At 72.5% G+C, this 26,458-nt stretch carries 29 protein-coding genes; 11 read left to right on the forward strand and 18 right to left on the reverse strand.

Going from position 1 to position 26,458, the window contains the following annotated elements; all coding sequences use genetic code 11:
• The first annotated feature begins 91 nt into the window (after positions 1-91).
• The 4 genes from AB0O01_RS06700 (at position 92) to AB0O01_RS06715 (ending at position 4,067) form a co-directional block, all read left to right on the forward strand.
• Positions 92-1,156 carry an energy-coupling factor ABC transporter permease gene (locus AB0O01_RS06700; protein ID WP_365311395.1) on the forward strand — a complete coding sequence of 355 codons (1,065 nt, stop codon included), beginning with the start codon at positions 92-94 and terminating at the stop codon, positions 1,154-1,156.
• Positions 1,157-1,160: 4 nt separating this feature from the next.
• Positions 1,161-1,922: a cobalt ECF transporter T component CbiQ gene (gene cbiQ, locus AB0O01_RS06705; protein WP_365311396.1), complete on the forward strand. Its 762-nt coding sequence runs from the start codon at positions 1,161-1,163 to the stop codon at positions 1,920-1,922.
• On the forward strand, positions 1,910-2,746 hold the full coding sequence (locus tag AB0O01_RS06710; RefSeq protein ID WP_365311397.1) for an ABC transporter ATP-binding protein: 837 nt from the start codon (positions 1,910-1,912) through the stop codon (positions 2,744-2,746). Before cbiQ ends, AB0O01_RS06710 begins: the two co-directional genes overlap by 13 nt.
• 151 nt (positions 2,747-2,897) lie before the next feature.
• A complete protein-coding gene (locus AB0O01_RS06715; protein ID WP_365311771.1) occupies positions 2,898-4,067 on the forward strand; it encodes a serine hydrolase domain-containing protein in 1,170 nt (389 codons plus the stop codon).
• A gap of 60 nt (positions 4,068-4,127) precedes the next feature.
• Here the strand turns inward: AB0O01_RS06715 and AB0O01_RS06720 are convergent, their stop codons facing one another.
• Positions 4,128-4,520 carry a nuclear transport factor 2 family protein gene (locus AB0O01_RS06720; protein WP_365311398.1) on the reverse strand — a complete coding sequence of 131 codons (393 nt, stop codon included), beginning with the start codon at positions 4,518-4,520 and terminating at the stop codon, positions 4,128-4,130.
• 105 nt (positions 4,521-4,625) lie between these two features.
• Here AB0O01_RS06720 and AB0O01_RS06725 point away from each other — a divergent pair, with 105 nt between their 5' ends.
• Positions 4,626-5,543, forward strand: coding sequence for a LysR family transcriptional regulator (locus AB0O01_RS06725; RefSeq protein ID WP_365311399.1), 918 nt, complete (start codon positions 4,626-4,628; stop codon positions 5,541-5,543).
• 48 nt (positions 5,544-5,591) lie between these two features.
• Here AB0O01_RS06725 and AB0O01_RS06730 read toward each other — a convergent pair whose 3' ends face one another.
• The 3 genes from AB0O01_RS06730 to AB0O01_RS06740 form a co-directional block, all read right to left on the reverse strand.
• Complete coding sequence (locus AB0O01_RS06730; protein WP_365311400.1) at positions 5,592-5,975, reverse strand: helix-turn-helix domain-containing protein; 384 nt, start codon at positions 5,973-5,975, stop codon at positions 5,592-5,594.
• Positions 5,976-6,097: 122 nt separating this feature from the next.
• Complete coding sequence (locus AB0O01_RS06735) at positions 6,098-6,409, reverse strand: DUF1876 domain-containing protein (RefSeq protein ID WP_365311401.1); 312 nt, start codon at positions 6,407-6,409, stop codon at positions 6,098-6,100.
• Positions 6,410-6,509: 100 nt separating this feature from the next.
• Positions 6,510-7,199 (reverse strand): alpha/beta hydrolase, encoded by a 690-nt coding sequence (locus tag AB0O01_RS06740; protein ID WP_365311402.1) that lies wholly within the window; start codon positions 7,197-7,199, stop codon positions 6,510-6,512.
• A 308-nt stretch (positions 7,200-7,507) separates the two neighbouring features.
• Here AB0O01_RS06740 and AB0O01_RS06745 point away from each other — a divergent pair, with 308 nt between their 5' ends.
• Positions 7,508-8,389: a hypothetical protein gene (locus AB0O01_RS06745; RefSeq protein WP_365311772.1), complete on the forward strand. Its 882-nt coding sequence runs from the start codon at positions 7,508-7,510 to the stop codon at positions 8,387-8,389.
• 55 nt (positions 8,390-8,444) lie between these two features.
• Here AB0O01_RS06745 and AB0O01_RS06750 read toward each other — a convergent pair whose 3' ends face one another.
• The gene (locus tag AB0O01_RS06750) at positions 8,445-9,290 is read right to left on the reverse strand and encodes an EamA family transporter (RefSeq protein ID WP_365311403.1); all 846 of its coding nucleotides are present in this window, start codon (positions 9,288-9,290) and stop codon (positions 8,445-8,447) included.
• Complete coding sequence (locus tag AB0O01_RS06755) at positions 9,287-9,826, reverse strand: YbaK/EbsC family protein (protein WP_365311404.1); 540 nt, start codon at positions 9,824-9,826, stop codon at positions 9,287-9,289. The genes AB0O01_RS06750 and AB0O01_RS06755 overlap by 4 nt, the downstream gene beginning before the upstream one ends.
• 98 nt (positions 9,827-9,924) lie before the next feature.
• Here AB0O01_RS06755 and AB0O01_RS06760 point away from each other — a divergent pair, with 98 nt between their 5' ends.
• Complete coding sequence (locus tag AB0O01_RS06760; protein WP_365311405.1) at positions 9,925-10,428, forward strand: hypothetical protein; 504 nt, start codon at positions 9,925-9,927, stop codon at positions 10,426-10,428.
• A 148-nt stretch (positions 10,429-10,576) separates the two neighbouring features.
• Here AB0O01_RS06760 and AB0O01_RS06765 read toward each other — a convergent pair whose 3' ends face one another.
• The 3 genes from AB0O01_RS06765 to AB0O01_RS06775 form a co-directional block, all read right to left on the reverse strand.
• On the reverse strand, positions 10,577-11,818 hold the full coding sequence (locus AB0O01_RS06765; protein ID WP_365311406.1) for a CU044_5270 family protein: 1,242 nt from the start codon (positions 11,816-11,818) through the stop codon (positions 10,577-10,579).
• Positions 11,819-11,835: 17 nt separating this feature from the next.
• A complete protein-coding gene (locus tag AB0O01_RS06770) occupies positions 11,836-12,408 on the reverse strand; it encodes a sigma-70 family RNA polymerase sigma factor (protein WP_365311407.1) in 573 nt (190 codons plus the stop codon).
• An 85-nt stretch (positions 12,409-12,493) separates the two neighbouring features.
• A complete protein-coding gene (locus AB0O01_RS06775; protein ID WP_365311408.1) occupies positions 12,494-12,973 on the reverse strand; it encodes a hypothetical protein in 480 nt (159 codons plus the stop codon).
• A gap of 165 nt (positions 12,974-13,138) precedes the next feature.
• Here AB0O01_RS06775 and AB0O01_RS06780 point away from each other — a divergent pair, with 165 nt between their 5' ends.
• Positions 13,139-13,408 (forward strand): hypothetical protein, encoded by a 270-nt coding sequence (locus AB0O01_RS06780; protein WP_365311409.1) that lies wholly within the window; start codon positions 13,139-13,141, stop codon positions 13,406-13,408.
• A 46-nt stretch (positions 13,409-13,454) separates the two neighbouring features.
• Here the strand turns inward: AB0O01_RS06780 and AB0O01_RS06785 are convergent, their stop codons facing one another.
• Entirely contained in the window at positions 13,455-14,360 is a 906-nt protein-coding gene (locus tag AB0O01_RS06785; RefSeq protein ID WP_365311410.1) for an NAD(P)-binding domain-containing protein, read from the reverse strand.
• Positions 14,361-14,475: 115 nt separating this feature from the next.
• On the opposite strand from AB0O01_RS06785, the gene AB0O01_RS06790 reads away from it, so the two are divergent.
• Positions 14,476-15,048 (forward strand): TetR/AcrR family transcriptional regulator, encoded by a 573-nt coding sequence (locus AB0O01_RS06790; RefSeq protein ID WP_365311411.1) that lies wholly within the window; start codon positions 14,476-14,478, stop codon positions 15,046-15,048.
• A gap of 90 nt (positions 15,049-15,138) precedes the next feature.
• On the opposite strand, the gene AB0O01_RS06795 is transcribed toward AB0O01_RS06790, so the two are convergent.
• The 6 genes from AB0O01_RS06795 to AB0O01_RS06820 all read right to left on the reverse strand — a co-directional run bounded on the left by AB0O01_RS06795 (position 15,139) and on the right by AB0O01_RS06820 (position 19,207).
• Positions 15,139-16,101, reverse strand: a complete 963-nt coding sequence (locus AB0O01_RS06795) for a hypothetical protein (RefSeq protein ID WP_365311412.1) — start codon at positions 16,099-16,101, stop codon at positions 15,139-15,141.
• Positions 16,098-16,580 (reverse strand): NUDIX domain-containing protein, encoded by a 483-nt coding sequence (locus AB0O01_RS06800; RefSeq protein ID WP_365311413.1) that lies wholly within the window; start codon positions 16,578-16,580, stop codon positions 16,098-16,100. The genes AB0O01_RS06795 and AB0O01_RS06800 overlap by 4 nt, the downstream gene beginning before the upstream one ends.
• Before the next feature lie 109 nt (positions 16,581-16,689).
• On the reverse strand, positions 16,690-17,538 hold the full coding sequence (locus tag AB0O01_RS06805; protein ID WP_365311414.1) for a helix-turn-helix transcriptional regulator: 849 nt from the start codon (positions 17,536-17,538) through the stop codon (positions 16,690-16,692).
• A 19-nt stretch (positions 17,539-17,557) separates the two neighbouring features.
• On the reverse strand, positions 17,558-18,076 hold the full coding sequence (locus tag AB0O01_RS06810) for a DUF6879 family protein (protein WP_365311415.1): 519 nt from the start codon (positions 18,074-18,076) through the stop codon (positions 17,558-17,560).
• A gap of 94 nt (positions 18,077-18,170) precedes the next feature.
• The gene (locus tag AB0O01_RS06815) at positions 18,171-18,356 is read right to left on the reverse strand and encodes a DUF397 domain-containing protein (RefSeq protein WP_365311416.1); all 186 of its coding nucleotides are present in this window, start codon (positions 18,354-18,356) and stop codon (positions 18,171-18,173) included.
• The gene (locus AB0O01_RS06820) at positions 18,353-19,207 is read right to left on the reverse strand and encodes a helix-turn-helix transcriptional regulator (RefSeq protein WP_365311417.1); all 855 of its coding nucleotides are present in this window, start codon (positions 19,205-19,207) and stop codon (positions 18,353-18,355) included. Before AB0O01_RS06820 ends, AB0O01_RS06815 begins: the two co-directional genes overlap by 4 nt.
• Positions 19,208-19,319: 112 nt before the next feature.
• Between AB0O01_RS06820 and AB0O01_RS06825 the strand changes: the two genes are divergently transcribed.
• Complete coding sequence (locus tag AB0O01_RS06825; protein WP_365311418.1) at positions 19,320-19,754, forward strand: ATP-binding protein; 435 nt, start codon at positions 19,320-19,322, stop codon at positions 19,752-19,754.
• A gap of 62 nt (positions 19,755-19,816) precedes the next feature.
• On the opposite strand, the gene AB0O01_RS06830 is transcribed toward AB0O01_RS06825, so the two are convergent.
• Positions 19,817-22,042: an MMPL family transporter gene (locus AB0O01_RS06830; RefSeq protein ID WP_365311419.1), complete on the reverse strand. Its 2,226-nt coding sequence runs from the start codon at positions 22,040-22,042 to the stop codon at positions 19,817-19,819.
• Between the two features lie 186 nt (positions 22,043-22,228).
• On the reverse strand, positions 22,229-22,834 hold the full coding sequence (locus AB0O01_RS06835; RefSeq protein ID WP_365311420.1) for a TetR/AcrR family transcriptional regulator: 606 nt from the start codon (positions 22,832-22,834) through the stop codon (positions 22,229-22,231).
• A 203-nt stretch (positions 22,835-23,037) separates the two neighbouring features.
• On the opposite strand from AB0O01_RS06835, the gene AB0O01_RS06840 reads away from it, so the two are divergent.
• Complete coding sequence (locus AB0O01_RS06840; RefSeq protein ID WP_365311421.1) at positions 23,038-26,367, forward strand: S41 family peptidase; 3,330 nt, start codon at positions 23,038-23,040, stop codon at positions 26,365-26,367.
• Positions 26,368-26,458: the final 91 nt, after the last annotated feature.

Below are 26,458 nucleotides of genomic sequence, written 5' to 3' on the forward strand. Positions count from 1 at the left end.
CCCTGTGCGCCGATCTCCGTATACGCACACGAGACGTTCCCGACACCCAGGCGCTCTTGCACAGGGTTCGCAACAGGTCAATCATCGCCCTGTGCATGTACCTGACGGATTCATCAACGCCCCCACCTCCGCGGTGGCGGGCGTCGTCGCGGCGGGCGCCGTCGCCGTGTCCCTGCGCGGGGCGCGCAAGGAGTTGGACGAGCGGACCGCGCCGCTGGCCGGGCTGGTCGCCGCGTTCATCTTCGCCGTGCAGATGCTGAACTTCCCGGTCGCGGCCGGGACCAGCGGGCATCTGCTGGGCGGGGCGCTGGCCGCGATCCTGGTCGGGCCCTACACCGGGGCGCTCTGTATCTCCGTGGTGCTGCTGATGCAGTCCGTGCTGTTCGCGGACGGCGGGCTGACCGCGCTCGGCGTGAACATCTCCACGATGTCGGTCGTCGGGGTCGTGGTGGCGTACGTCCTCTTCCGCACGCTGGTGAAGGTGCTGCCCCGGCGCCCCGGCTCGGTGACGGCCGCCTCGTTCGTGGCCGCGCTGGTGTCCGTACCGGCCGCCGCGCTCGCCTTCGTCGGGTTCTACGCGATCGGCGGCACGACCGATGTCCCGCTGGGGACGGTCGCGGCGGCCATGGGCGGGGTGCATGTGCTGATCGGGATCGGGGAGGCGGTCATCACCGCGCTCACCGTCGGCGCGGTGATCGCCGTCCGGCCGGACCTGGTGTACGGGGCGCGGGATCTGCGGCAGCCGCTGAAGCTGCGGGTGGGCGGGGAACTGGTCGACGCGCCGGGCCGGGAGCCCGAGCCGGTGGCGGCGGCGCCGCGCGCGTCCCGCCGCACCTTCCTGCTCTCCGGGCTGGTGGTCTCCCTGCTCCTGGCCGGTGTCGTCTCCTTCTACGCGTCCGCGAACCCGGACGGGCTGGAGCGGGTCGCCGAGGACAAGGGTTTCGCGGACTCCGCCGAGGAGCACGCCAACGCCGATTCGCCGCTGGCCGACTACGGCGTCCGGGACATCGACAACGCCCGGCTCTCCGGCGGTCTCGCGGGCGTGATCGGCGTCGGCGCCACGGTCGTCGCGGGCGGCGCGGTCTTCTGGGCGATCCGCCGACGGCGTACCGGTGACGACTCCGCCACCGCCACCTCGGCCGCCGGAAGTTCCTGACCCGATGGGAGCGGGACACGCGCACCGGCTCTACCGGCCCGGGCACTCGCCCGTGCACCGACTGCCGCCGCACACCAAGATCGCCGCCACCTTCGCCTTCGTGGTGGTCGTGGTGTCCACCCCGCGCGAGGCGATGTGGGCGTTCGGGCTGTACGGGGTGCTGCTCGCGGCGGTCGCCGGGTTCGCCCGCGTCCCGGCCGGGCTGCTGCTGCGGCGGCTGCTGATCGAGGTGCCGTTCGTGGCGTTCGCGGTGCTGCTGCCGTTCGTGGCGCGGGGCGAGCGGGTGGACGTCCTCGGCCTGTCGCTGAGCGTGAACGGACTGTGGGGCGCCTGGAACGTGCTGGCCAAGGGCACCCTCGGCGTCGCCGCCTCCGTCCTGCTCGCCGCCACCACCGAACTGCGCGCCCTGCTGCTCGGCCTCCAGCGGCTGAAGCTGCCCCCGCTCCTCGTCCAGATCGCCTCCTTCATGATCCGCTACGGCGATGTCATCACCGATGAGATGCGGCGGATGCGGATCGCCCGTGAGTCCCGGGGCTTCGAGGCGCGCGGCGTCCGCCACTGGGGGGTGCTGGCGAAGTCGGCGGGCGCGCTGTTCATCCGCTCCTACGAGCGGGGCGAGCGCGTCCATCTGGCCATGATCAGCCGGGGTTACACGGGGACGATGCCGGTCATCGACGAGGTGCGCGCGGACCGCGCCCAGTGGTCGTCGGCGCTGGCCCTCCCCCTGACGGCGCTGGTGGTCTGTCTGCTGGGATGGACCCTGTGACGGACCCTGCAACGGACCCTGTGACGGACCTTGTGAGCGACGACGACAGCACGGCCCCCGCCTCCCCGGCCCCCGCCTCCCTGGAGGTCTCCGGCCTCGCCTTCGCCTACCCGGACGGGCATCAGGCGCTGTTCGGCGTGGACTTCCGGATCGGGCGCGGCGAGCGGGTCGCGCTGCTCGGCCCGAACGGCGCCGGGAAGACCACCCTGGTCCTGCATCTCAACGGCATCCTGACCGGCGGCACCGGCACGGTCCGGGTGGCCGGGCTGCCGGTCGGGCGGGCGCATCTGGCGGAGATCCGGCGCCGGGTCGGGATCGTCTTCCAGGACCCCGACGACCAGCTCTTCATGCCGACCGTGCGCGAGGACGTGGCGTTCGGACCGGCGGCGGCCGGACTGACGGGGGCGGCGCTGGAGGCCCGGGTGGACCGGGCACTCGGGCAGGTCGGCATGGCGGAGTACCGGGACCGTCCGCCGCACCATCTCTCCTTCGGCCAGCGGCGCCGGGTGGCGGTGGCGACCGTCCTCGCCATGGAGCCGGAGATCCTGGTCCTGGACGAACCGTCGTCCAATCTGGACCCGGCCTCCCGCCGCGAACTCGCCGACATCCTGCGCGCCCTGGACGTGACGGTCCTGATGGTCACCCATGACCTCCCCTACGCCCTGGAGCTGTGCCCGCGCGCGCTGATCCTCAGCGAGGGCGTGATCACGGCGGACGGCCCCACCCGCGACCTGCTCTCCGACGAGGACCTGATGCGGGCGCACCGGCTGGAGCTGCCGTACGGTTTCGATCCGCGGTCGGTACCGGCGGCGGGGCGGGGCTGAGCCCAGCGAGCCCTGCGGGGGAATCGGTCGGCGGGGCGGGGCTGAGCCCAGCGGGGGAATCAGACGGCGGTGGGGGGCGGTTGCACCCACTGTCGACGGCGGCGAGGGCCGGGAACGGGAATCGGAACGGGGTGCGGGTGTGAGCGAGGGTGTGGAGATACAGGGCACGGTGGCCGAGGGGTTCGAGCCGGTCCGGGACGCCTTCGTCCGCAACTTCTCGGCGCTCGGCGACCGGGGCGCGGCCGTCGCCGTCTACCGGGACGGGCACCGCATCGTCGACCTGTGGGCCGGGACGCGGGACATCGACGGCACGGCCCCCTGGGAGCGGGGCACCGCCCAGATCGTGCGGTCGGCGACCAAGGGCGTGGCCGCCGCCGTCCTCCTGCTGCTGCACCAGCGCGGCGAACTGGACCTGGACGCGCCGGTCGGCGCGTGGTGGCCGGAGTACAAGGCGGCCGGCAAGGAGCGCACCGCCGTCCGGCACCTGCTGGCGCACCGGGCCGGGGTGCCGGTGCTGGACCGGCCGCTGACCCCGGAGCAGGCGGCGGACCCGGTGCTGGGGGCGCGGGCGGTGGCGGCGCAGGCACCGGCCTGGGAGCCGGGCACCGCGCACGGCTATCACGCGCAGACCTTCAGTTGGCTGACGGCGGAGCTGGTGCGCCGGGTGACCGGGCGGGGCATCGGGGAGTGGATCGCCGAGGAGATCGCCGGTCCGGTGGGCGCGGACTTCTGGCTGGGGCTGCCGGCGGCGGAGGCGGCCCGGGTGGGCCGGGTCGGGCGCGGCGACACCCCGGGGACCGGCCCCGGCGGGCTGCGCACCCGCCCCAAGCGGGCCGTCTCCGACGCCTACGCCGACCCGGACTCCCTCACCCGCCGCGCCTTCGCCGCGATCACCCCGCTGCCCGACGAGAACGACCCGGCCTACCGGGCCGCCGCGCTCCCCGCCTCCAACGGCATCGCGACCGCCGACGGACTGGCCCGGATCTACGCCTCGCTGATCGGCCCGGTGGACGGCGGGAAGCGGCTGTTCACCCCGGAGACGGTGGAGCTGGCGCGCGGGGAGCGCTCCGCCGGGCCGGACCGGATCCTGGTCGTCGGCACCCGCTTCGGCCTCGGCTACATGCTGCACGGCAGCGCGTCCCCGCTGCTGTCGGACGGCTCGTTCGGGCATCCGGGCCGGGGCGGCGCGCTGGGCTTCGCCGACCCGGAGTCGGGGATCGCCTTCGGCTATGTCACCAACGGTTTCCGCAAGAGCGTGACGGCGGACCCGAGGGCGCAGGCCCTGATCCGGGCGGTGGGGGTCTGCTCGACGGGCCGCTGACGGCCGCCCCGCATCTCGGGCCCGCCCCCGGCCCGCCTACTCCGGCGGCTACCCCGGCGGCTACTCCAGCGTCACGAACTCCGGCTGGTCCAGCACCCGCAGCCAGCTCCCGTCCGGCTGCCGCCGCGCCACCTGCGCCCGCGCCCCGGCGCCGTCCGCCGGAGGGGTGGCGGTGAGCGCGAGATCGCCGCTGACGAGGGTGGGCAGGGGCGGTTCGGGGGTGAAGCGGGGCCGGTCGGCGAGCACCTTCTCCCACAGTTCCCGGATCGCCGCCCGCCCCACGGTCGTCCGCCCCGGCGGATACGCCAGCACCGCGTCCTCCTCGTAGAGCGCGGCGACCCCGGCGGCGTCCCCGGCGTTGGAGCGCTCGACGAACAGCCGGGTGAGGTCCTCGGGCCGCATGGCCTTCTCGTAACCGATCTTCTCGTTGCCGGTCTTCTCGTTGCCGGTCATGGCCGTCACTCTGCCTCTCTGGAGGGGACTTCGGTCCCTCCAGCCTCCGCCCCACCCGATCAGAAGTCCAACAGCTACTCCTTCCGGAAACTAGAATCCCCAGTCATGGAACTGAGGCAGTTGGAGTACTTCGTCGCGGTCGCCGAGGAGCGGAACTTCACCCGGGCCGCCGAGCGGGTGCACATCAGCCAGTCCGGGGTCAGCGCGCAGATCCGGCGGCTGGAACGGGAGCTGGGCGCCGAGCTGTTCGACCGCTCGGGCCGTACGGCGACCCTGACCCCGGCCGGAAAGGCGGCGCTGGAGCACGCCCGGACCGCGCTGGCGGCCTCGGCGGCGGTCGGGGTGGCGGTGGCGGAGGTGTCCGGGGTGCTGCGGGGCCGGCTCACCGCCGGGATGGTGGTCGGCTGCACGGTCACCCCGCTGTTCGAGGGGCTGGCGGCGTTCCACCGGGCGCATCCGGGGGTGGAGATCGAGCTGCTGGAGGACAACTCGGAGAAGCTGGTGGAGCGGGTGTGGGCGGGCGGGTTGGATCTGGCGCTGGTCGGTACGGCGTCGGCACCGCCCGAGGGGCTGGAGTCGCTGGTCATCGTCAGTGAGCGGCTGGTGGTGGCGGTGCCGCCGGATCACCCGCTGGCCGCCCGCCCCGGCGTCACCCTCGCGGAAGTGTCCGCCCACCCGCTGATCTGCATGCCGTCGGGGACCGGGGTGCGGACGGCGTTCGACCGGGCCTGCGCGGCGGTCGGGCAGGCCCCCGCGATCACCCTCCGGGCGGGCGCGGCCGACGCCCTGGCGGATCTGGCGGCCCGGGGCCTCGGGGTGGCCGTACTGAGCGAGTCCCTGGCCGCGCCCCACACCGACCGGCTCGCCGTCCGCCCGATCGAGGACGCCCCGGCCCCGGCGCTGCTCTCCCTCACCTGGCAGGACGCCACCCGCAACCCGGCGCTGGCCGCCGCGCTCCCCCACCTCGGGCGGGCGTTCGGGACAGGGACGACACGGACGACAGGGACGACAGGGACGCCCTGAGGACGCCCTGAGGACACCCGTCAGTCATCTCAGTCATCTCCAGTCGCCTCAGTCGTCGAACCGCTGCCGGGCGCTCTCGATGTGGGTCAGATGCTCCTGGGTCCAGCCGCAGAGGGTGTCGACGGCGGCGCGCAGGGCGTGGCCGGGCGGGGTGAGGGTGTACTCGACGCGGGGCGGGACGGTGGGGTGGACCTTCCGGTCGACCAGGCCGTTGCGCTCCAGCATGCGGAGGTTCTGGGTGAGCATCTTGTGGCTGATGCCCTCGACCTCCTGGCGCAGCGCGCTGAAGCGGAGGGTGCCGTCGCCGAGCGCCTCGATGATCAGGAGCGCCCATTTGTTGGCGACGTCCGAGAAGATCTCGCGGGCGAGCGAGTCGGCGCGGCGCAGATCGGCGTCGGCCGGGAGGTCGTTGAGGAGCTGCTTGGTCGCCATCGGGTCCCCCGTCGCCAGAAAGTGCGTTCTTCCAGGTCAGGCTTCACTCTCTTACAGTTCCCGAGTAACCACAAGAGAGGGTCGAGGCGCCTGCTCTAACGGGGGGGTGTGTGCGGGGCCGGCTAGGCGTGGATGGGGCTGGAGATCCGGCCCGAGTCGGCGTCGATCTCGCCGTGCGCCTTGGTGAGCAACTGCATGGCGATCTCGTTGAGGGCGCGGGCCCCCGCGATCTCCTCGCCGACGCGTGGCTGCTGGGAGTCGGCGTGGTGGCGGGTGGCCCGGCCGTGGCCGCGGACCTCGGTGCCGTCCGGCAGCCGGACCAGCGCGGCGGCCCGGGTGTGCTGGTCGTCCTCCATGAACTCCAGCTCGACATGCCAGCCCACGGTGGTGTGCATCGCGGTCGGCGGGGTGGTGCGGGTCGTGGTGTGCGTCATGACGGTCACCTCCGGAAGACCTGCTTCCAGAGTGCTCCCGGCCGCCCGCGCCCGCATGCCCGTACGGCCTGGCCTGTACGACCCATGCGGCCCTCACGCCTCAGACGGCGTTGGCGGCGTCCTCGATCAGATCGGTGACCGGGCCCGGCTGCGAGGCGAGCGAGGCGTGGCTGGAGTCCAGCTCGATGGTCTTGCGGGGGTTCATCCGCTCGGCCATCCGGCGTTCGTTGTCCGGGTGGATCATGCGGTCGCTGCTGGAGACCTGGTACCAGACCGGCTTGGCCCGCCAGGCGGGGGCGCTGATGGTGTCGCCGAAGGTGGAGGCGAGCGGCGCCTTCTGGGTCACGCCCATGACGAGCCCCTCCTCCTCGGTCAGGTCCTGGCAGAAGCTCTCGTGGAACTTGTCCTGCTTGACCCAGAGGTAGCCGTCGGAGTCGGGCGCGAGGTTGTCGAAGGCGGCCGGGGGCTTCTCCTGGCTGATCCCGCCGGGGCTCTCCCCGGCGTCCGGCGCGAAGGCGGCGATGTAGACGAGCGCGGTGACGTTGGGCAGGTCACCGGCCTCGGTGATGACGGCTCCGCCGTAGGAGTGGCCGACGAGGACGACCGGGCCGTCGATCTGCTTGACCATCTTGCGGGTGCGTTCGGCGTCCTCGGCGAGCGAGGTGAGCGGGTTCTCGACGGCGTGCAGCTCGGTGAAGCCGCGGCGGTGCAGCTCGGGGATGACCTTGGACCAGTGGGCGGCACCGCCCCAGAATCCGTGGACCAGGACGACGGCGGGCTTGGCAGCCATGGGGGTTCCCTCCGGGGGGTGGGTTCCGCGCCGCGCGCCCGGCCACCGTGTCGGTTGTCGGTTGCCGGTGGTGGCGGCGGCGCAGACGGACGATCCCCCCTGGTCGGTCAGGATCAGGACACCCCGTGGCGGGTACGCCCGCAACCGGAGGCGCCGCGGACGGCCCGCGCGTACGGCCGCCCGGGGACGGGCCCCGGCCGACGGCGCGGCGCCCCAACTCCCGCCGCCCCGCCCGGAGTCATCCCGCACACCCCCTTCCCACCCCCACCCCATTTGCGCATGTTTAAAGTATTCCGGTGACTTTTGGAATGCTCTGCGCCCTGGGTGCCGCGCTCTGTTTCGGCACCGCGACCGTGCTCCAGGCGATGGCGGCCCGCCGGGTCGCGTACATGGGCCGGGGCGAGGACGTCGGCCGGGGCGGGGATGTCAGCCGGGGTGGGGACATCGGCCGGGGCGGGGACGCGGCGCTGCTGCTGCGCGCGCTGCGGCAGTGGCGGTACCTGGCCGGACTGGCCCTGGACGGACTCGGTTTCGTCCTCCAGATCCTCGCCCTGCGCTCGATCCCGATCTACGCGGTGGGCGCGGCGCTGGCGTCCAGTCTGGCGGTCACGGCGGTGGTCGCGGCCCGGTTGCTGGGGGCGCGGCTGACCGGGGTGGAGCGGGGCGCGGTGGCGGCGGTGTGCGCCGGGCTGGCGATGCTGGCGCTGGCCTCCGGCCCGGAGGGCGGCCGGCCCGGTCCGGCGGCGCTGCCGTACGCGATGGTGGTGACGGCGGTGGCGGTGGCGGTGCTGGGGATGCTGGGCGGGCGGCTGCTGCGGGGCCGGGTCAGGGGGCCGGTGATGGGGCTGGGGGCGGGGTTCGGGTTCGGGGTGGTGGAGGTGTCCGTACGGCTGATCGACGACCCGGCGCCGGAGGCCCTGCTGACCGATCCGGCGGCGTACGCCCTGCTGCTGGGCGGGGGCGCGGCGTTTCTGCTGCTGACGTCGGCGTTGCAGCGCGGTTCGGTGACGACGGCGACGGCCGGGATGGTGATCGGGGAGACGATCGGACCGGGGCTGGTGGGGGTGGTGTGGCTGGGGGACGGCACCCGGGCGGGCCTCACCTGGCTCGCGGTCCTGGGGTTCGCGCTGGCGGTGACGGCGGCGCTGTGCCTGGCGCGGTTCGGCGAGCCGCCGCCCGACACCCTTTGAGGCACTGAGGCACCCTGCGGCTCCCTGCGGCCCCTACGGCCCCTGTGGGCCCCTCTCACCCCGATCCCAGCATCAGCCCGGTCCCCAGCACCAGCAGCCCGGCCGCCACCACCCTCGGCAGTCCGAACCGCTCCTTGAAGAGCACGGCACCGAGGGCGGCGCCGACAAGGACGGAGGACTCCCGCAGCGCGGCGACCGGTGCCAGCGCGGCCCGGGTCTGGGCCCAGAGCACCAGCCCGTACGCGGCGACCGACAGGGCCGCGCCGATCAGTCCCAGCGCGGCGAACGGCCGCAGCCTCGCCATCGTCTCCCCGCGCCACCGCCACCAGGCGTACCCCGGGAGCACGGCCCCTTGCAGAAGCAGCAGCCAGCCGATGTAGCCGAGCGGGGAGCCTGCGGCGCGCACCCCGAGGCCGTCGACCACGGTGTACGCGGCGATGGCGACGCCGGTGCCGAGGGCGGCGCCGAGGGCGGGCCAGTCGGGGCGCCGGCCGCGCAGCCCCCACAGGGCGACGCCGGTCAGCCCGGCGCAGGACAGGGCGATCCCGGCGGCGGCCGGGCCGTCGGGCACCTCGTGGGCGAAGAGCGCGGCGAGGCCGGTGACGAGGAGGGGCGCGGTGCCGCGGGCGAGGGGGTAGACCTGCCCGAAGTCGCCGAGCCGGAAGGAGCGCATCAGCAGCAGGTAGTAGGCGAGGTGGAGGACCGCGGAGACGACGAGGTACGGCCAGGCCGCGGCGGCGGGGAGGGGCGCGAACGGCACCAGGGCGAGGCCGATGAGCAGCCCGCCCCCGGAGATGAGGCTGAACCCCACCAGCTTGTCGGTGATGCGGTGGGCGATGGCGTTCCACCCGGCGTGGGTGACCGCCGCCGCGAGCACGGCGGCGACGACCAGCGGTGTCACGCGCCCGGGTCGGACTCGCGCACGTCCACCAGTGTGGCTCCGGCGTGCGCGATCAACTCCTTGGGCTCCATCGGGAAGACGGTGTGCGGGTCCCCGGCGGCGGCCCACACCACGTCGTGGGCAAGCAGCGAGCGATCGGCGAGGACCCGGGTCCGGCCGCGGTGCCCGAAGGGCGGTACGCCGCCGATGGCGTACCCGGTGGTCTCGCGTACGACGTCGGCCTTGGCGCGGGTGACCTTCCCGGCGCCGAGTTCCTCCCGGACCCGCTCGACATCGACCCGGGACGCCCCGTCCATCAGCACCAGCACCGGGACGCCGTCCGCCGCGAAGATGAGCGACTTGCAGATCTGGCTCAGCTCGCAGCCGATCGCCGCGGCGGCCTCGGCGGCGGTGCGGGTGGCGTCCGGGAAGCGCCGCACCCGGCCCGCCACCTCCCCGAGACCGAGCGCGTCGAGGGCCTCGGCGAAACGGGGGTGCGCGGCGGAATCGGGGGAGGGGGACGGAGAGGGGGACGGGGAGGGAGGAGGGGAGGTCATGGGGGGCACGCTAGCGTCGCGTGCGGCGGACACGCGACCGGGTTGCCGAGGCCGTTTCCGGCCTTCCCCGGGCGCCGGGCATGCTGGACCATCTCCCCATGACAAGCCAACTGGGCCCGGCGGCAGGCTACTTGGCGGGGTTGCGAGACCGGCTGGCGGCCGACGGCTGCGAGGTGACCTCGATGCGGTGGCACGGCCACGAGGTGGTGGTGGGCATGCGGACCGACCGCAAGGCTCGCTGGCTGGGCAGCAGGGCACAGCTCTTCGTCCACGCCGCCGCCGTGCCCTCCGTGGACGACGTCGCACTCGCCGAGTTCACCGGCTGGGCCATGACCGCCGCCAGGAGCCGGATCCGCGGCCGTCTGCTCAACCGCAGCGCGGGGCTGGTGCTGCCGGCGCTGATCAGCGAGGATGTCCGGCCGTCCGCCGTCACCTGGGCGACGGCGGACATCCGCACGCTCGGCTTCACGATGACGGGCCGCCCGGTCACGGTCACCGTGACTGCGGACGGCCCTCGGACCGACATGTTCCGGGACTGGGTCAAGTGGGCCGGTTCCTTCACCGGCCATGTGCTGAAGAAGGCGGCGCTGTACTTCCCGTAGCCCGACCGGAAGAGCACGGCGCGCCGCCTCCTGCGACCGACCGGCCGACCGGCGCCAGCCGCCCCGGCGGGGACGGCCCCAGCCATACCGGCGACCGCCCTCAGCCCCCCCGGCGGAGGGCCCCAGCCCCCCCACCCGGCGACCGGCCTCAGTCGTCCTGGCGGACGGCGGAGCCGCTCCCCCGGCCCTCGTCCATCCCCAGATCCCGGTCGAAGGACGGCGGGGTGTCCGTCCACCGCCGCTCGACGATCGTGGTGTACGAGGTGGTCTCGCCCTCGGCCCAGCCGTCGTGGGCGCGGGTCGCGACGGTGAGGGTGCCGAGGGGGGCGCCGGTCGAGCGGTCCAGGATCAGCCGCAGCTCGGACTCGCCCTCGCGGGCGGGCAGGGCGACGCCGTTCCCCTCGCGTCCGCTCCGGTCCTCGACCACCCCGAGGTCCCGGACGCCGGGCTCCTGCGAGAGCAGCCGGTAGGCGGCGGCGCGGAGTTCGGCGTCGGCGGGCAGCCGGACGGCGATCTCGATGGCCTGCCAGACGACGATCCGGTCGGTGAGATCGTCCGGCGAGCCGTCGGCCGCCCGGAACCTGGCGTTCGCCAGTTCCACCAGCCGCTCCCGCAGCGCCCCCGGCTCAGTGGGCAGCGACTTGAGCTGATCGGTCGTCAGCTCCCCGATCGGGACGACATCGACGCCGTCCCCGGGGGCGTCCCGCTTCACGACCCCCGAGGGCTCGCGCCGTACGACATCACCGCCGGCCGATTCCGGCAGCGTCCACTCGTCCGGGGACCCGGCGGCCCGCCAGGCCCGCTCGTCGGCGGGGGACGCGGGGCCGGTCCCGGTGTCCTCGTACTCGGACCAGCGCCGGTCAGACCCCGAAGCGAGCCACTGCCGCCCGGTCTCCCGCTGATCGATGACGTACGCCCCCTCACCCTCACCCTGATCCCCATCCCCGTCCCCGGGAACGCGGTGCAGGGCGCCGAGGCGCTCCTCCTGGAACCAGTAGTCGCCGCCGGACCCGTCCCCCCGGGCCTCGACCTTCGCGGCGGCGGCGAGCAGATAGTCACTGGCGGTACCGCCCCCGGACCCGTCCCCGGACCCACCCCCGCCCCCCTGCACCAGGGTGACGGTGACGGCCACGGCGACCGGCAGCGCGGCCAGCGCCCACCGGGGCCGCCGCACCGGCCGCCACGGCTTCCTGCTCACGGGAGGAGTGTCGTGCCGTACGGCGGCGGCGAGTTCGCGCGCCCTGGTCACGGGGTCGGCCATCGCCCCGTCGTCCAGCGCGGCGGGCCGGGCGGCGGCCAGCCGCGCCATGACGTCCCGCTGCGCCGCACCGCCCCTGTGCCCGCGAACGTCCCCGTACCCACGATCCTCGCCCTGCCCTTTGCGACCCATGTCCCTCACGCTTCCTCTCACGCTTCCTCCTGCACGAACCGAACCCGGGGCCGGACGGGAGAGACGGGCGGCGGGGACGCACTCCCCAGCGCCTTGGTGAGCCGCTTGCGCGCCCGGTGCAGCCGCACCCGCATGGCGGCGGCCGAACACCCGACGACCTCGGCCGCCTGAGCGGGGCTGAGCCCCTGCCACGCGGCGAGAATCAGCACGTCCCGATCCTCGTCGGCGAGCGAGCCCAGGGCCGTCAGCAGGTCGTCCCGCTCGGCCACGTCCTCGGCGATGTCGGCGTCCTGCGCGGTGGTCCACACCCGCATCTCCGCCGCGAACGACTCCCGTCTGACCTCGGCCCGCACGGTGTCGCGCAGCACGTTCCGGGCGACACCGAGCAGCCAGGGCAGCGGGGGTTCGGGGACATCGGCCCGGCGCCGCCAGGCGATGGCGAAGGTCTCGCTCACCACTTCGTCGGCGACCTGCCGCCCGGCCCGGCTGACCACATAGGCCCAGACCCGCGCCCGGCAGTCGTCGTACATCGCGGTGAAGCGGGCCGACGCTCCATCGGCCTCCTCCGCACCGGCCATCCGATCCCCCACCGCCGCACCTCCGTCTTCCCGGTGTTCTCTGTCATGGAGAAGTGGTGGGGGGAGGGCCATCGTTACAGGGTGATCGGCTCGATGCTCAGTCGATCACCCGCACGGCATCCGGTCTGGGGAACGGCAGCATGGCCCAGCCGGAGGGCCAGCCCCGCTCGCGGCGGTCTCCGGCCTCGATCTCCAGCAGCCGGGGGAGGCGCCCTCTCCACCACTCGCCCGCCTCCTCCTCACCCCGGCCGGGCCACGGAATCGTTGCCGCGCGGAAACGCCGGTCGGTCTCCCACAGCTCCGCTCGCCGGACCGACCGGACGCGCGGGGGCAGCAGAGGCCAGACGCGTGCGAGCGCTCCGCGGCACCAGAGGTCGTTGCCGAGTTCCGGCGCGCCCCACGGGTAGCCCTCCTCCAGCTCTGTCACGACCGAGCGCCACCTCTCGAGCAGCCCGTTGAGCGTGCAGGGCCGGCCGTCGGCCCAGCATCCGGCCCCGGCCGAGACGGCGGCCCGCACCGCCGCGTACTCCCCGGGGGAGAGGGGCGTGTCATCGGCGGGCGAAGGCGTTCGGTCCATGCGGCGACTATCCACTGTTCGCGCGCATCGGGCACCGATTCCGCCCGGTCGGGCATCGCGTCCCGATCGCCCGGCGGGACGCACCCCGCCGCGCCTAGTTTCGTCGTCGTACGGAGCCCGCCGCCGCAACCGGCGGACGGCGGACGGATCCCGAGGGGGGAACCCATGCGTCCGAAGAAGACCCTGGCAGGAATCGGCCTCGCCGCCCTGTTCACCATCGGAAGCCTCGCGGCGACCGCGACCCCGGCGGCGGCCGAGCCCGGGACGAACACGGTCGTGGCGATCTTCCACGCGCCCACGTCCATCGGCGTCCAGCTCGAGTGCGGCATGGCCCGTACCAACTACAGCGGCCAGGACCCGTACGGGTACTACTGGTGCGACAACCTCCGGCAGGACAACAACGGGTGGGCGATGAACCTCTGGGTGACGCGCTGAGGTGAGCCCGCGCCCCCTGTCCGCACGCAGGGGGCGGCAGGCGGGGCTATGCCTCGCCCTTCTTCATCAGCTCCACCAGGGCGGAGAAGCTGTCAGCGGCGTGCCCGGCGTCCATGCCGCGCCGGAACAGCTCCACGACCGAGGCCGGGAGCGTGGTGTCGACTCCCGCGTCGGCGTGGGTGTGCCGGACGTGCTCGACGCTGGCCGTCCCCATGGCGAGGCGGTCCACGTCGCCGGTGTGCCGCCCGGCGTCGACGCGCTCGGCGTAGAAGGAGAAGAATCCCGGCAGCGAGTGCGCGGTCTCCACGGCGTGCGGCAGGATGTCCGCCGCCGACAGGCCGTTGGCGTCGGCGAGGGCGATGGCCTGCCAGTAGCTCAGCATGGAGGTCCAGAACATGCCCATGCCGATCTGGTACATGAGCGCCGCGAGCCCGGGGTCCTCCCCCCGGTGGTCGGTCCGCCCGGTGATGACTTCGAGCGCGGGCCGGTGCCGGTCGAAGACCTCACGCGGGCCGCTGTAGAAGGTCGCCGATTCGGCCCGGCCGATCCCGGACGGCGGCACGGTGACGCCCCCGGTCAACTGCACGGCACCCCGCTCGGCCGCCCAACGGGCCGCGGTCCGGGCCCTTTCGGGCGTGTCCGAACTGAGATTCACCAGAACCCGGCCGGTGAGCGCGGCTTCAGCCGGACCGAGTGCGGCGTACATGGCGTCGTAGTCCGTGAGGCTGAGGATCACCAGCTCATGGGAGGCAAGGGCCTCCGTCACGTTCGGTGCGAGCACCGCCCCGCGGGCGACCAGGTCGTCCGCGCGCGAGGCGGTGCGGTTCCAGACGGTGACGTCGTAGCCGCGGTCGAGGAAGGCACCGGCCATGGCCTGCCCCATGGGCCCGAGACCGATGACGGTGACCGACTGGGACTGGGACTGGGACTGGGGCTGCTCGGTGCTGCGCATGCTGGGTTCTCCATCCGTCCATCACTAAAACGAGCGCTCTATTTAGAGAGCACGGCAAGAAGGTACCACGGCTCTAGAACGAACGCTCTACCCAACGGGCCGCTACGGTGGCTGCATGCAGACCAGCACACGGGACCGGATCGTCGTCGCCGCCGCACGCCTCCTGCAACGGCAGGGCTATGTCGGCACGGGCATCAAGCAGATCGCCCAGGAGGCGCAGGCCACCCTCGGCTCCGTCTACCACTTCTTCCCGGGCGGCAAGGAGGCGGTCGCGGTCGCCGCGATCAAGCACAGCACCGAGGAGTTCGCGACGCTCCTGCGCAAGGCGCTGGACAGCGAGGAGGACCCGGCGGAGGCGGTGACGGCCTGCGCCCGGCAGCTCGGCGACGAGCTGCGCGAGTCGGGCTGGATCGACGGCTGCCCCGTCACGGCGGCGGCTCTGGAGACCCTCGGCACCGACTCGGAGATCCAGCGGGCGTGCGCCGACGCCCTGCGCGACTGGGAGCAGTTGGTCCACGACAAGCTGCTGCGCTCCGGCTTCCCCGCCGAGCACGCCCGGGAACTGGCGACCACTGTCATCTGCACCCTGGAGGGCGCCGAGGTCACCGCCCAGGTCAACCGAAGCGAGCAGCCGCTGGAGGTGGCGGGCCGACAGCTCGCGCGTCTTGTGCGGTCGTACGAGGGCTAGCCACTGCTAGGGACACGCCGTGGAAGTGCCGGTCCTCCGGGGGAGGTGCTGCGCCCGCCGTGGGAAGGCTGAAGGGCGAGGCCGACTGTCTCAAGCTGTCAGGCAGGGGTCGAAGTACCCCGGCGTCCGGAACAGGCCCGAGAAGGTGCCGGGTCCGTGTCGTTCGTCCAGCCATGCCCCCAGTTCGGTCAGGTGCCCGCTGATGACGGCGGTGAGAAGGCGTGTGTGGCAGTCCTGCTCCTCGCCGGGAGCGAATTCCGCGAGGAAGCGGGCGTACCGGCGGTTGACACCCTTCTCGTAGGCGGCGAGGGCCGCCATGTACTGCGCCTGCTCCCTGTCCTCCGGCCCGGCCACCGGGAGCCTGATGTCGGCTTCCGCCAGCGTGCCAGTCACGTCCCGGAAGGCGACGGCGTCGAGCGGGTCTCGGGGTTCCGCCACGCCGAGGCGTTCGACCGTCTCCCGGGTGAGGGTGCGGGCCTCTCTGTCGCAGGCGCCTTCCATGACGGTGCCGATGTTCCGGGTGTGATGGCTGCCCTGGCTGTCTGCGGCCGAGTAGGACTGTCCACCGGGGCGGCGGTAGTTGATTCCGTACTGGGTCCGTACCGGCGTACCCGCCACCTCCACGTACCGCCGGCGCGATCCGTAGTGGAGGCAGTCATGCGCGTAGGCGCGCAGCAGATCGAGCAGGACCAGCCGGGACGGCTCGGGATCCCGGCGGTGCAGGGGTCCGTACAAGGTGATGACGGCCGCCATCTGAAGGTGCCGGTATCCCTGATCGGGATGGTGGAATCCGCCGAAGGCCCCGGGACGCGAGGATGCGCAGCCGACCAGTACCCGTTCGAGGGGGAGCAGCTTCGCCAGCCCGAGTTCGGCGCAGCGCCGACCCGCCGCTGCCACGCCCGAGCGGAAGATCGTGGTGTCGATTCCGGCCGATTCCCATGCGGTGAGGACGTCCGCGAGGGGCCGGAACAGATGGGCGGGGTGCCTCGCCGTGAGCGGTGAAGGGTCGGCGCGCAGGGCTGCCAGCGCGGTTCGCGCCCGAGCGCCGGTCACCGACTCGTTCGGGGCGAGTCCCGCCAGGTCGGCGCCCCGGACCTGATGAGCCGGATGTGAGACTCCTGCATCCCCTCCGGGAGTGCATCCGGGCTGAACCATTTCGCCTCCAGGATCTCGAAGCCGTCGAGCTTGAGGGTGCCGCCCACGTGCAGAGCCTCGTAGGCGATCTCCACGCGGAGCTGGTAGCCGCTGGTCACCTGGACCAGCCGTCCGGGTACGACGTCGAGGCCGGTTTCCTCCCGGACCTCCCGGACGACGGTCGTCGGGAACTCCTCGCCCTTCACGGCGTAGCCGGTGGGCAGTCCCCAGGGGCGGTCGGCGGGCCACATGCGGTGCTTGAGCAGAAGCACCTGCCCTTGCTCGTTCCGCACGACACCGGTCACGCCGATCATGAACTTGGCGTGGGCGAACCAGAGGAGACGCCATTGCAGCGGGCCGCGCAGGAGTTTCCACACCCGGGCCACGATTCGTTTCATACGCGTTCTTTCAATGAGGGCGGGCGCGTGAACGGCGCCTGCGGTCCACCGCCTACGTTAGGGAGCGGGGGCGTCCGTCTCCCAGCGACGTGCACGGGGTTGCACGTCATCACCCGAGGGTGTCCATGGCCGAAGCGATCAGTTGCCGGGCCGGTCGGCCGTGCACGGCCAGCGCCGCCAGTTCCGCGAACGCCTCGGCGTACAGGGCCACATCGCTGGGCTGGGTGAGGGTGAGGTAGCCCGAGATCAGTTCGACGTTGACCTGGATGCTGTCGTAGATCCAGAATCCCTCGGCGGGCCAGCGTTCCCGTTCCGGGGACATGGGCACCACTCCCAGGCTGACATGGGGGAGCGAGGCGACCGAGAGCAGATGGTTGAGCTGTCCTGACATGACGCCGGTTCCGCCGATCCCGGACCGCAGCACCGACTCCTCGACCAGGAAGGCGAACCGGCGCCCTCTCTCGTGCAGGACGCGCTGCCGCTCCATGCGCGCGGCCACGGCGCCCGCCACGTCGTCCACCAGGCCGCGCCGCTTCTGCACCGCCCGCAGCGCCGCCGTGGTGTACGCCTCGGTCTGGATCATGCCGGGCACGAGCCAGGACGAGTACGAGCGGAAGCGGCGGGTGCGCCGGTACAGCGGCAGGCGTGCCTCCTGCGCCGCCCTGAGCCCGGCCCGCTCCATACGCCGCCAGCCCACCCACATACCCTCGGCCGTCCGCGCCATGGCGAGCAGGTCCTCCGTCTGGTCCTCGGCACCGCACGCCCGGCACCAGGCGCGGATGTCGTCGGCCGACGGAGGGGTACGGGCGTTGATGATCCGGGACGACTTCGACCGGCTCCACCCGCACCGCTCGGCGAGTTCCAGCCCGGACAGGCCGGCGTCCCGGCAGAGTTCCGCGAGACGGTCCGCGAGAGCCTGCCGGGCCTGCTGAGCACTGGAGGACGCGGATACGGCCATGGGGGGGTGCCCGGTGGCGTCAGCCAGGCCGGTATTCCGCGTGCGGAATCGCCCGCCCCCACGCCGCGTCGTACGCCGTCACGTACTGCGTCGCCAGCTCCGGGTCGTGGACGACCTCCATGCGCGGGCCGACCCACTGTCCGTCGCCGCTGAAGTGATGCAGGATCACGGTCTCCTCGTCCACCACCCAGCCGTCCAGTACGGGCAGCAGCAGGCCGCGCGCCCGCGAGCGCGGGAGCCAGCGGACGTTCTCACCCGCCGCGACATTCGTGAAGGTGCCGTCGTACTCGTAGCGGACATAGTCGCTGAGCGGCTCGGACACGACCCTCAGCCGTCGCATGGCCACACCCCGGCGGGTCGTCCCGGCCACCACGTCCAGCCACGGGCGCCACCACGCGTCGCGGTCGGCCGGGTCGTAGCGGTGCCCCTGCTGCCAGCGGATGAACTCCGGGTCGTCGCGCATATAGCCATCGCGCAGCTCAAGGTGCAGGGCGGAGCGCTGGGCCTTGGCGAGGGCCTCACGTACGGGTGTTGCCATGACCTGCCTCGCTGTCCGGGCGGGGGGCGAGTCTTGGGTCACCTATTGACCTGCGGCTGCGCCCCCTGTGCGGACTTGCAGGGGGCGCGGGTGGTCAGCGGGCGCCGGTGTGCGCGACGAACGCCGTCCAGGTGGACCGGGTGACGGTGAGGTGCGGCTCGGTCGGGGTCTTGGAGTCGCGGACGTGGATGGTGGCGGAGGTTATGGCGACCTCGACACACTCTTCAGGGCCGGTGTCGCTGAAGCTGCTCTTGAACCAGTGCAGTTCGGTGGCGCTCATAGTTCTCCTAGTCTGCGCTCAATGAAGGCTCGCGACTCCCTGGGCGGAAGCGCCTGGGATCGGATCACGCCGAGCCGCAGGTCCAGGATCCGGATCTGCTTGAGGTCGGAGACAAAGCGGCGATGACTGTTGGTCCAGGAATCGGTGCGCCCCAGCGAGGTGCCGTCCTCGAACTTCAGGACCTCGATCAAGCCCTGTGTCCCGGCGTGCTCTTCCCTGTCGGTCGGCATGACCTGAAGGGTCACATTCCGTAGCTGAGCCACCTCCAGAAGGTGTTCGAGCTGAGCCCGCAGCACCTTCCTTCCTCCCAAAGGCCGCTCCAGCGTGACCTGTTCCTGGATGAACGTGAGCGTCGGAGCGGGCTCCCGCTCGAAGATGGACTTCCGGGCCATGCGCCCTGTGATCTCCCGCTCGACCACGTCTTCCGGGTGCACGGGCTGCCTCATCTCGTACAGCGCCCGCATATAGTCCTGTGTCTGCAAGAGGCCCTGGATGTTGTGCGTGCTGTACTGGGTCAGTTCTGCGGCCCTGTCCTCCAGCGCCTTCAGCTCGCGTTCCTTCCTCGGATACTCCGCCTTCTCCATGTCCCCCATGAACGCCCGCAGATACCCGTGCGCCTGAAGGACGTCATCGGCCCGGTCCAGGAACTCCGGACGGGGAATCCGCACCCCCCGCTCGATCTTGCGGATCATGTCGGCGGTGTATCCCATGGCCTTCGCGAACTCCTCCACCTTCATCCCGGCCCGTCGCCGGGCCACCTGCACCAGGCGGCCGACCATCAGGACCAGCGAGGCGACATCGTCCTCCGGCTCCCGTCCGTCATCGGCTTCCGCCGCAGCTTCGTTGCTCATGACCCCCACCTTCGAGACGGGACGAGACAGCACGAGACAACGGTGAGACAGCACCGATACGCACCGCCACATCCGCACCTCAAGGCAACCACATCCCGCCACGCTGGGTGACATGAGCCACCAAACCGCCCCTTCCCCTCCGCAACCGACCGGCACCTTCCCCCACTTCACCACCCTCCACCCCCCAACCCCCCAAGCCGCCCGGGAAGCCCGCCTCCTCGCCCGTGCTCAACTCCTCTCCTGGGGCTGGCCCCTCGACCCCGCGGAGAACATCGTCGGAGAGCTGACCGCCAACGCCGCCACCCATGGGCGCGTCCCCGACCGGGGCTTCCGGCTCACCCTCTACACCGTCGGGGACACCCTCCGCATCGAGGTCACCGACACCCTCGGCGACCATCTGCCCAGGCTCACCCACCCTCGCCTCGACCATGTCTCCGGGCGGGGCCTCTTCCTCGTGGAGGCGCTGGCCGACACCTGGGGTGTCAGTGGTGGGCCGTATCCGCGGAAGACCGTCTGGGCCGAGGTCCGGGCAGAAAGAAGCCGGTGAGGGCAGCCCCGTCCCCACGGAAGCCCTCACCGGCTGGTCTCAAGCAGAGCCGTACGGCGTCGTCAGACGCGCACCAGCTCCTTCTCGTCGTCGGAATCGGAGCCGGTGGCGGCGGACAGGGTCTTAAGGCCCTCGCCCTCGACGTCGACATTGGGTACCGCCCGGTCCAGCCAGCGCGGCAGCCACCAGGCGCGCTTGCCGAGGAGGGCGAGGACCGCCGGGACGATGGCCATGCGGACCACGAACGCGTCGAAGAAGACCGCGATGGCGAGGCCGAAGCCGATCATCTTGACCATGGAGTCGGAGGAACCGATGAACCCGGCGAAGACCGCCATCATGATCACGGCCGCCGCGGCGACGACCCGCGCCCCGTGCTTGAAGCCGGTCACGACAGCCTGCGTCGGGTTCTCGCCGTGGACGAACGCCTCCCGCATCCGGGTCACGAGGAACACCTCGTAGTCCATGGCCAGACCGAACACCACGCCCACCATGAAGATCGGCATCATCGACATGATCGGGCCGGTCCCCTCGACCCCGATGACGTTGGCGAACCAGCCCCACTGGAAGACGGCTACGACCGCGCCGAGGGCCGCGAGGACGCTCAGGAGGAAGCCGAGCGCCGCCTTCAGGGGGACCAGGATCGAGCGGAAGACGAGGATGAGGAGGAGGAAGGCGAGGCCCACCACCAGCGCCAGATACGGGATCAGCGCGTCGTTCATCTTCTGCGAGAAGTCGATGTTCATCGCGGTCGTGCCGGTGACCAGGACGTTCGCGCCCGTGTCGGTGGCGATGTCGCCGCCCGCGTCACGGATCGCGTGGACCAGGTCCTCCGTCTCGACGGACGACGGCTTGGAGTCGGGGATGACGGTGATCGTGTAGGTGTCGCCCGCCTCGTTCGGGGTGGGGGGCGTGACCGTGACGACGCCGTCCAGGGCCTCGATGCGGTCCACGACCTGGTTCGCCGCCGCCTCCGGGTCGTCGCTCGCGCGGGCGTCCGTGACGATCATCAGCGGACCGTTGAAGCCGGGGCCGAAACCGTCGGAGAGGAGGTCGTAGGCGCGGCGCTGGGTGGTGTCGGTGGGCTGGGAGCCGTCGTCCGGCAGACCCATCTGCATCGAGCCGACCGGGATCGCGGCGGCACCGAGGCCGACGATTCCGACCAGCAGGACGGCCAGCGGGCGGCGGACGACGAAGCTCGCCCAGCGGGTGCCCATGTTCGGCTTGGCCTCCGCGGGGGCGGCCTCGGCCTTCTTCCGGCCCAGGAGCTTGCCCTTCGCGCCCGCCGGCTGGACCTTGCGGCCCGCGTAGCCGAGCAGCGCCGGGATCATGGTGAGGGCGATGACGACGGCCACCACGACCGTGCCCGCCGCCGCGAGACCCATCTTGGTCAGCATCGGGATGTTGACGACCGCGAGACCGGCGAGGGCGATGACGACGGTCAGGCCCGCGAACACCACCGCCGAGCCCGCCGTACCGACCGCCCGGCCCACCGCTTCCTCACGGTCGCGGCCCTCGGCGAGTTCCGCGCGGTAGCGGGAGACGATGAACAGGGCGTAGTCGATACCGACCGCGAGGCCGATCATCATCGCCAGGGTGGAGGTGGTGGAGCCCAGGTCGAGCGTGCTGGCCAGCGCCGTGATGGAGCCGACGCCGATCCCGACGCCGATGATCGCGGTGAGCAGCGGGAGCCCGGCGGCGATCAGCGAGCCCAGCGTGATGACCAGGACGATGGCCGCGACCGCGATACCGATGATCTCGCCGGTGCCGGTGTGCGGCATGGCCTGGAGGGCGTCACCGCCGATCTCCACCGTCAGGCCGGTGTCCCGGGCGTCGGCCGCCGCGGCTTCCAGGGCGTCCTTGGTGGAGTCCGCCAGCTCCATGCCGGAGACGTCGTAGGCGACGGAGACATAGGCCGTCGTGCCGTCCTGGCTCACCGCGTTGGCGGTGTAGGGGTCGGTGACCGAGGTGACCTCGGCACCGTCGGTCAGCTCCCGGACGGTGTCCTCGACGACGGACTTGTGCCCGGCGTCGTTCATCGACTCGCCCTCGGGGGCCTTGAAGACCACCCGGGCGGTGGCACCGTCGGCGGCGGAGCCGGGGAAGCGCTCTTCCAGCAGGTCGAAGGCGCGCTGCGCCTCCGTGCCGGGTATCGAGAAGGAACCGGAACCCGCGGCGGGGGCGCTCGCCGCGCCCACTCCGACGAGGGTCAGCATCGCCACCCATATCAGGACGACGAAGTGCCGTCGCCGGAAGGCGAGACGGCCGAGTTTGTAGAGGAACGTGGCCACGAGGGCGTACTCCCGGTCATGGTCGTGGGGAAAACATCGGGGCAGGGGTGATCAGCCCGGCGGCGACGCAGGGGTGATCGTCCCGACGACATGAGCGGGTGACGTCAGGTGCGGGGTGGGTGGTGTGAGTGGTGGTGAGTGGTGTTGGGTGACTGGAATCCTCGGCCCGGGGCTGCGGCCGGAGGCTCAGTCTTCGGTGGTGCGCAGGCCGAGGGCGGGGAGGACCACGGCGTCGATGTACGAGACGAGGAAGCTCTGCGTGGGCGGTTTGTCGTCCATCAGCGTGGTGGTGGCGAAGCCGCCGACCATCATGTGCAGCATGAACTTCAGCGCCGGGCAGTCCTCGCGGATCTCACCGCGGTCGATGGCCCGCTGGAAGATCTTGCGGAACTCGGCCATCTCGGGCTCGATGAGCTGCTCCCGGAACGCCTCGCGCAGATCCGGGTTGGAGTGGATCGCCATGGCGATCCCCCGCATCAGCGCCGCGTTCTGCTCGATGGAGCAGTCGTCCTCCGTGAGGGCCATCGCGTGCAGGTCACCGCGGAGCGAGCCGGTGTCGATCTCGTCCAGGTGATGGGGTTTGCCGTGCCGGAGCGCCCGGACGACCAACTGCGCCTTGCCGCCCCACTGGCGGTAGAGGGTGGCCTTGCTGGACCGGGTGCGGGCGGCCACGGCGTCCATGGTGAGGGCGTCGTAGCCGACTTCCCGGAGCAGATCGAGCACGGCCTCGTACAGCTCGGCCTCGCGCTCGGGCGTGAGCCGACTGCGACGCGCCGTTGCGACTTCAGTCATGTCCCTCGCCTTTCCTCTCCGGTGACGGACAGCGGTGTTCGTACACGACGAATATAGCGGCGCAACAAGCGAAACGAAACCGTTTCGTACGTGTGTTGGGTCACTTTCGTAAAGAATATCTAAAGAGGGCGACGGGCGACCCGCCCCGACACGGCCCGCATGGACGAGTTGCCCGCCCCCTCCCCCCGGAAAAACATGGGGAGGTGAGCTATCTGCGCATGCCCCATCTCCACGGCGATCTGCTGTGCTTCGTGACCGAGGACGATCTCTGGCTGGCCCCCCTCGACGGCACCGGGCGGGCCGGGCGCGCCTGGCGGCTGACCGCCGACCGGACCAGGGCCGGTCACCCCCGCTTCTCGCCCGACGGCCGCCACCTCGCCTACACGAGCTGGCGCAGCCTCGCCCCGGAGATCCATCTCGTCCCGGTCGACGGCGGGAGCCCCGCCCGGCAGCTCACCTACTGGGGCAGCGCCGACACCCGGGTCCGCGGCTGGACCCCGCCGGGGCCGGACGGCGAGGAGCCCGAGATCCTCGCCGTCGCCTCGCACGGCGAGCCGTTCTCCTACTTCACCTGGTCCCACCAGCTCCGCCCCGACGGCGACCCCGGCCGCAGACTGCCCTGGGGCCCGGTCTCGGACATCCAGGTCGCCGGTCTCGGCGCCGAGCGCCGCACCCTCCTCCTCACCGGCACCCCGCCGCACGAACCCGCCTCCTGGAAGCGCTACCGGGGCGGCGCCACCGGCCGCCTCTGGCTGCACGGCCGCCGTCTCCTCGAAGACCTCGGCGGGCATCTCGCCGACCCGGTGTTCCTCGGCGACCGCATCGCCTTCCTCTCCGACCACGAGGGCGTCGGCAACCTCTACTCCTGCGCCCACGACGGCACCGGCCTGCGCCGCCACACCGACCACGACGCCTTCTACGCCCGCAACGCCGCCGGTGACGGCACCCGCGTGGTCTACCAGTGCGCCGGTGACCTGTGGCTCGTCGACGACCTCTCCCCCACCGCCGTACCGCGCCGCCTCGACATCCGGCTCGGCGGGCCCCGCACCGGCCGCCGCCCCTACCAGGTCCCGGCCGCCCAGCACGTGGACGGGCTGTCGGTGGACGAGACCGGGCGGGCCGGCGCCGTCGCCGTGCGCGGCAGCCTGTACTGGCTCACCCACCGCGACGGCCCCGCCCGCACCCTCGCCGACACCCCGGGCGTCCGGGTCCGGCTGCCGGAGATGCTCGGCGCGGGCGGCCGGGTCGCCTATGTCACGGACGCGGAGGGCGAGGACGCCGTCGAGATCGCCTCCCTGCCCCGCGCCAGCGGCGACCGGCCCGCCCGGCGCCTCGCGTCCGGCGCGCTGGGCCGGGTCCTGGAACTCGTCGCCGACCCCCAGGGCGAACGCCTCGCCCTGGCCACCCACGACGGCCGCCTGCTGCTCCTCGACGCGAGAGAGGACCCCGACGACGGGGGCTCCGGCGGAGAGGTCACCGAGCTGATCCACTCCCTCAACGGCCCCGTCCGCGATCTCGCGTTCTCCCCGGACGGGGCCTGGCTCACCTGGTCCCACCCCGGTATCGGCCGCTCCCTGCGGCAGATCAAACTCGCCCGCATCAAGGACCGGCTGATCACCGACGTCACCAATGGCCGCTTCGAGGACGAGAACCCGGTCTTCACCCGCGACGGCCGCTATCTCGCCTTCCTCTCCTGGCGCGGCTTCGACCCGGTGTACGACGTCCACACCGGCGACCTCTCCTTCCCGCTGGGCTGCCGCCCGTATCTGGTGCCGCTCTCCTCCGCCACCCCCTCCCCCTTCGCCCTCTCCCCCGACGGCCGTCCGGCGGCGGGCGGCTGGGACCCGGTGGAGTCGGCGGAACCGGCCGTCGCGGAGGGCGAGGGCGAGGCGGACATGGGCACCGGCACGGGCCCGGTCGTCGCCGTGACCGTGGAGATCGAAGGGCTGGAGAGCCGGGTGACGCCGTTCCCGGTCGCCGCCTCCAAGTACTCGGCGCTGAGCCCGGTCGCGGGCGGCGGGCTGATCTGGCTGCGCTGGCCGATCTCGGGCGCCCTCGGCGAGACCTTCGCCAACCCCGCCGACACCACCGGCCGCCCGACCCTGGAGTACTTCGGCATCGCCAAGGCCCGCAAGTCCCCACTGGTGGACCATCTCGACTGGTTCGCGCTCAGCGGCGACGGCTCACGGGTGGTGGTGATGGACGAGGACGAGCTGCGCGTCGTCCCCGCGACCGAGGCGGCCGACGGCGAGACCACCACCTGGATCGATCTGCGCCGCATCCTGCACGAGGCCGACCCGGGCGCGGAGTGGCGCCAGGCGTACGCCGAGGCCGGGCGGCTGACCCGGGACTACTTCTGGGACCCCGGCATGAGCGGCATCGACTGGCCGGGGATCCTCGCCCAGTACCGGCCCCTGGTGGACCGGGTGGCGACCCCCGACGAGTTCGCCGACCTGCTGCGCGAGGTGCTCGGCGAACTCGGCACCTCCCACGCCTATGTCACCCCCGCCCGCCGCAACGAGGGCCCCCCGCACTACCAGCGCCGCCAGGGCCTGCTGGGCGCCGATCTGGTCCCCCGGGACGGGGCGTGGCAGGTCGGCCGGATCCTGCCCGGCGACTCCTCCGACTCCAAGGCCCGCTCCCCGCTGGCCGGGACGGGGATCCGCGAGGGCGCGGTCCTCACCCATGTCGACGGCAGGCCGGTGGACCCGGTGACCGGCCCCTACCCGCTACTCGCCGGGGCGGGCGGGACGACGGTGGAGCTGACGTTCACCCCGGCGGAGGGGGCGGCGGGTCCGGCCCGCCGGGTGGCGGTGATCCCGCTGGTGGACGAACGCCCGCTGCGCTACCAGGACTGGGTGACCAAGCGCCGGGCGGTGGTGCGGGCCCTCAGCGACGGCCGCTGCGGCTATCTCCACATCCCCGACCTGGGCGGCTCGGGCTGGGCCCAGTTCAACCGCGATCTGCGGATGGAGATGTCCCGCCCGGCGCTGATCGTCGACGTCCGGGGCAACTCCGGCGGCCACATCAGCGAACTCGTGGTGGAGAAACTGACCCGGACGATCCTGGGGTGGGACCTCACCCGGGACGCCCAGCCGGTGTCGTACGCGTCCACCGCCCCGCGCGGCCCCCTGGTCGCCCTCGCCGACGAGGCGACCTCCTCGGACGGGGACATGATCACGGCCGCGTTCAAACTCCTCGGTCTCGGCCCGGTGGTGGGCCAGCGGACCTGGGGCGGAGTCGTCGGCATGACCGGCCGCCACCGCCTGGTCGACGGCACGGTGATCACCGTCCCGATGAACGCGGCCTGGTTCGACGCGTACGGGTGGGGTGTGGAGAACCACGGCGTGGAACCCGACGTCCCCGCCCTGCGCACCCCCCTGGACTGGGCGGAGGGCCGCTACGCCCAACTCGACGACGCGGTGGCCCTGGCCCTCACCGCCCTGACCGAATCCCCACCGGCAACCCCCCCAACCTACGAGAACGTCCCGAACAGAGCCCGCCCCAAGCTCCCGAAGAGGGGGGACGCCTAAAGGCTTTTAGGGGCGCTGGGGACTTCCGCTTTTAGGGGCGCGGGGAACTGCGCGACCAGCCCCCACCCACCCGCACCCGGCAACGCACCCC

This window comes from Streptomyces sp. NPDC093252 (assembly GCF_040683675.1).
Classification (GTDB): Bacteria; Actinomycetota; Actinomycetes; order Streptomycetales; family Streptomycetaceae; genus Streptomyces.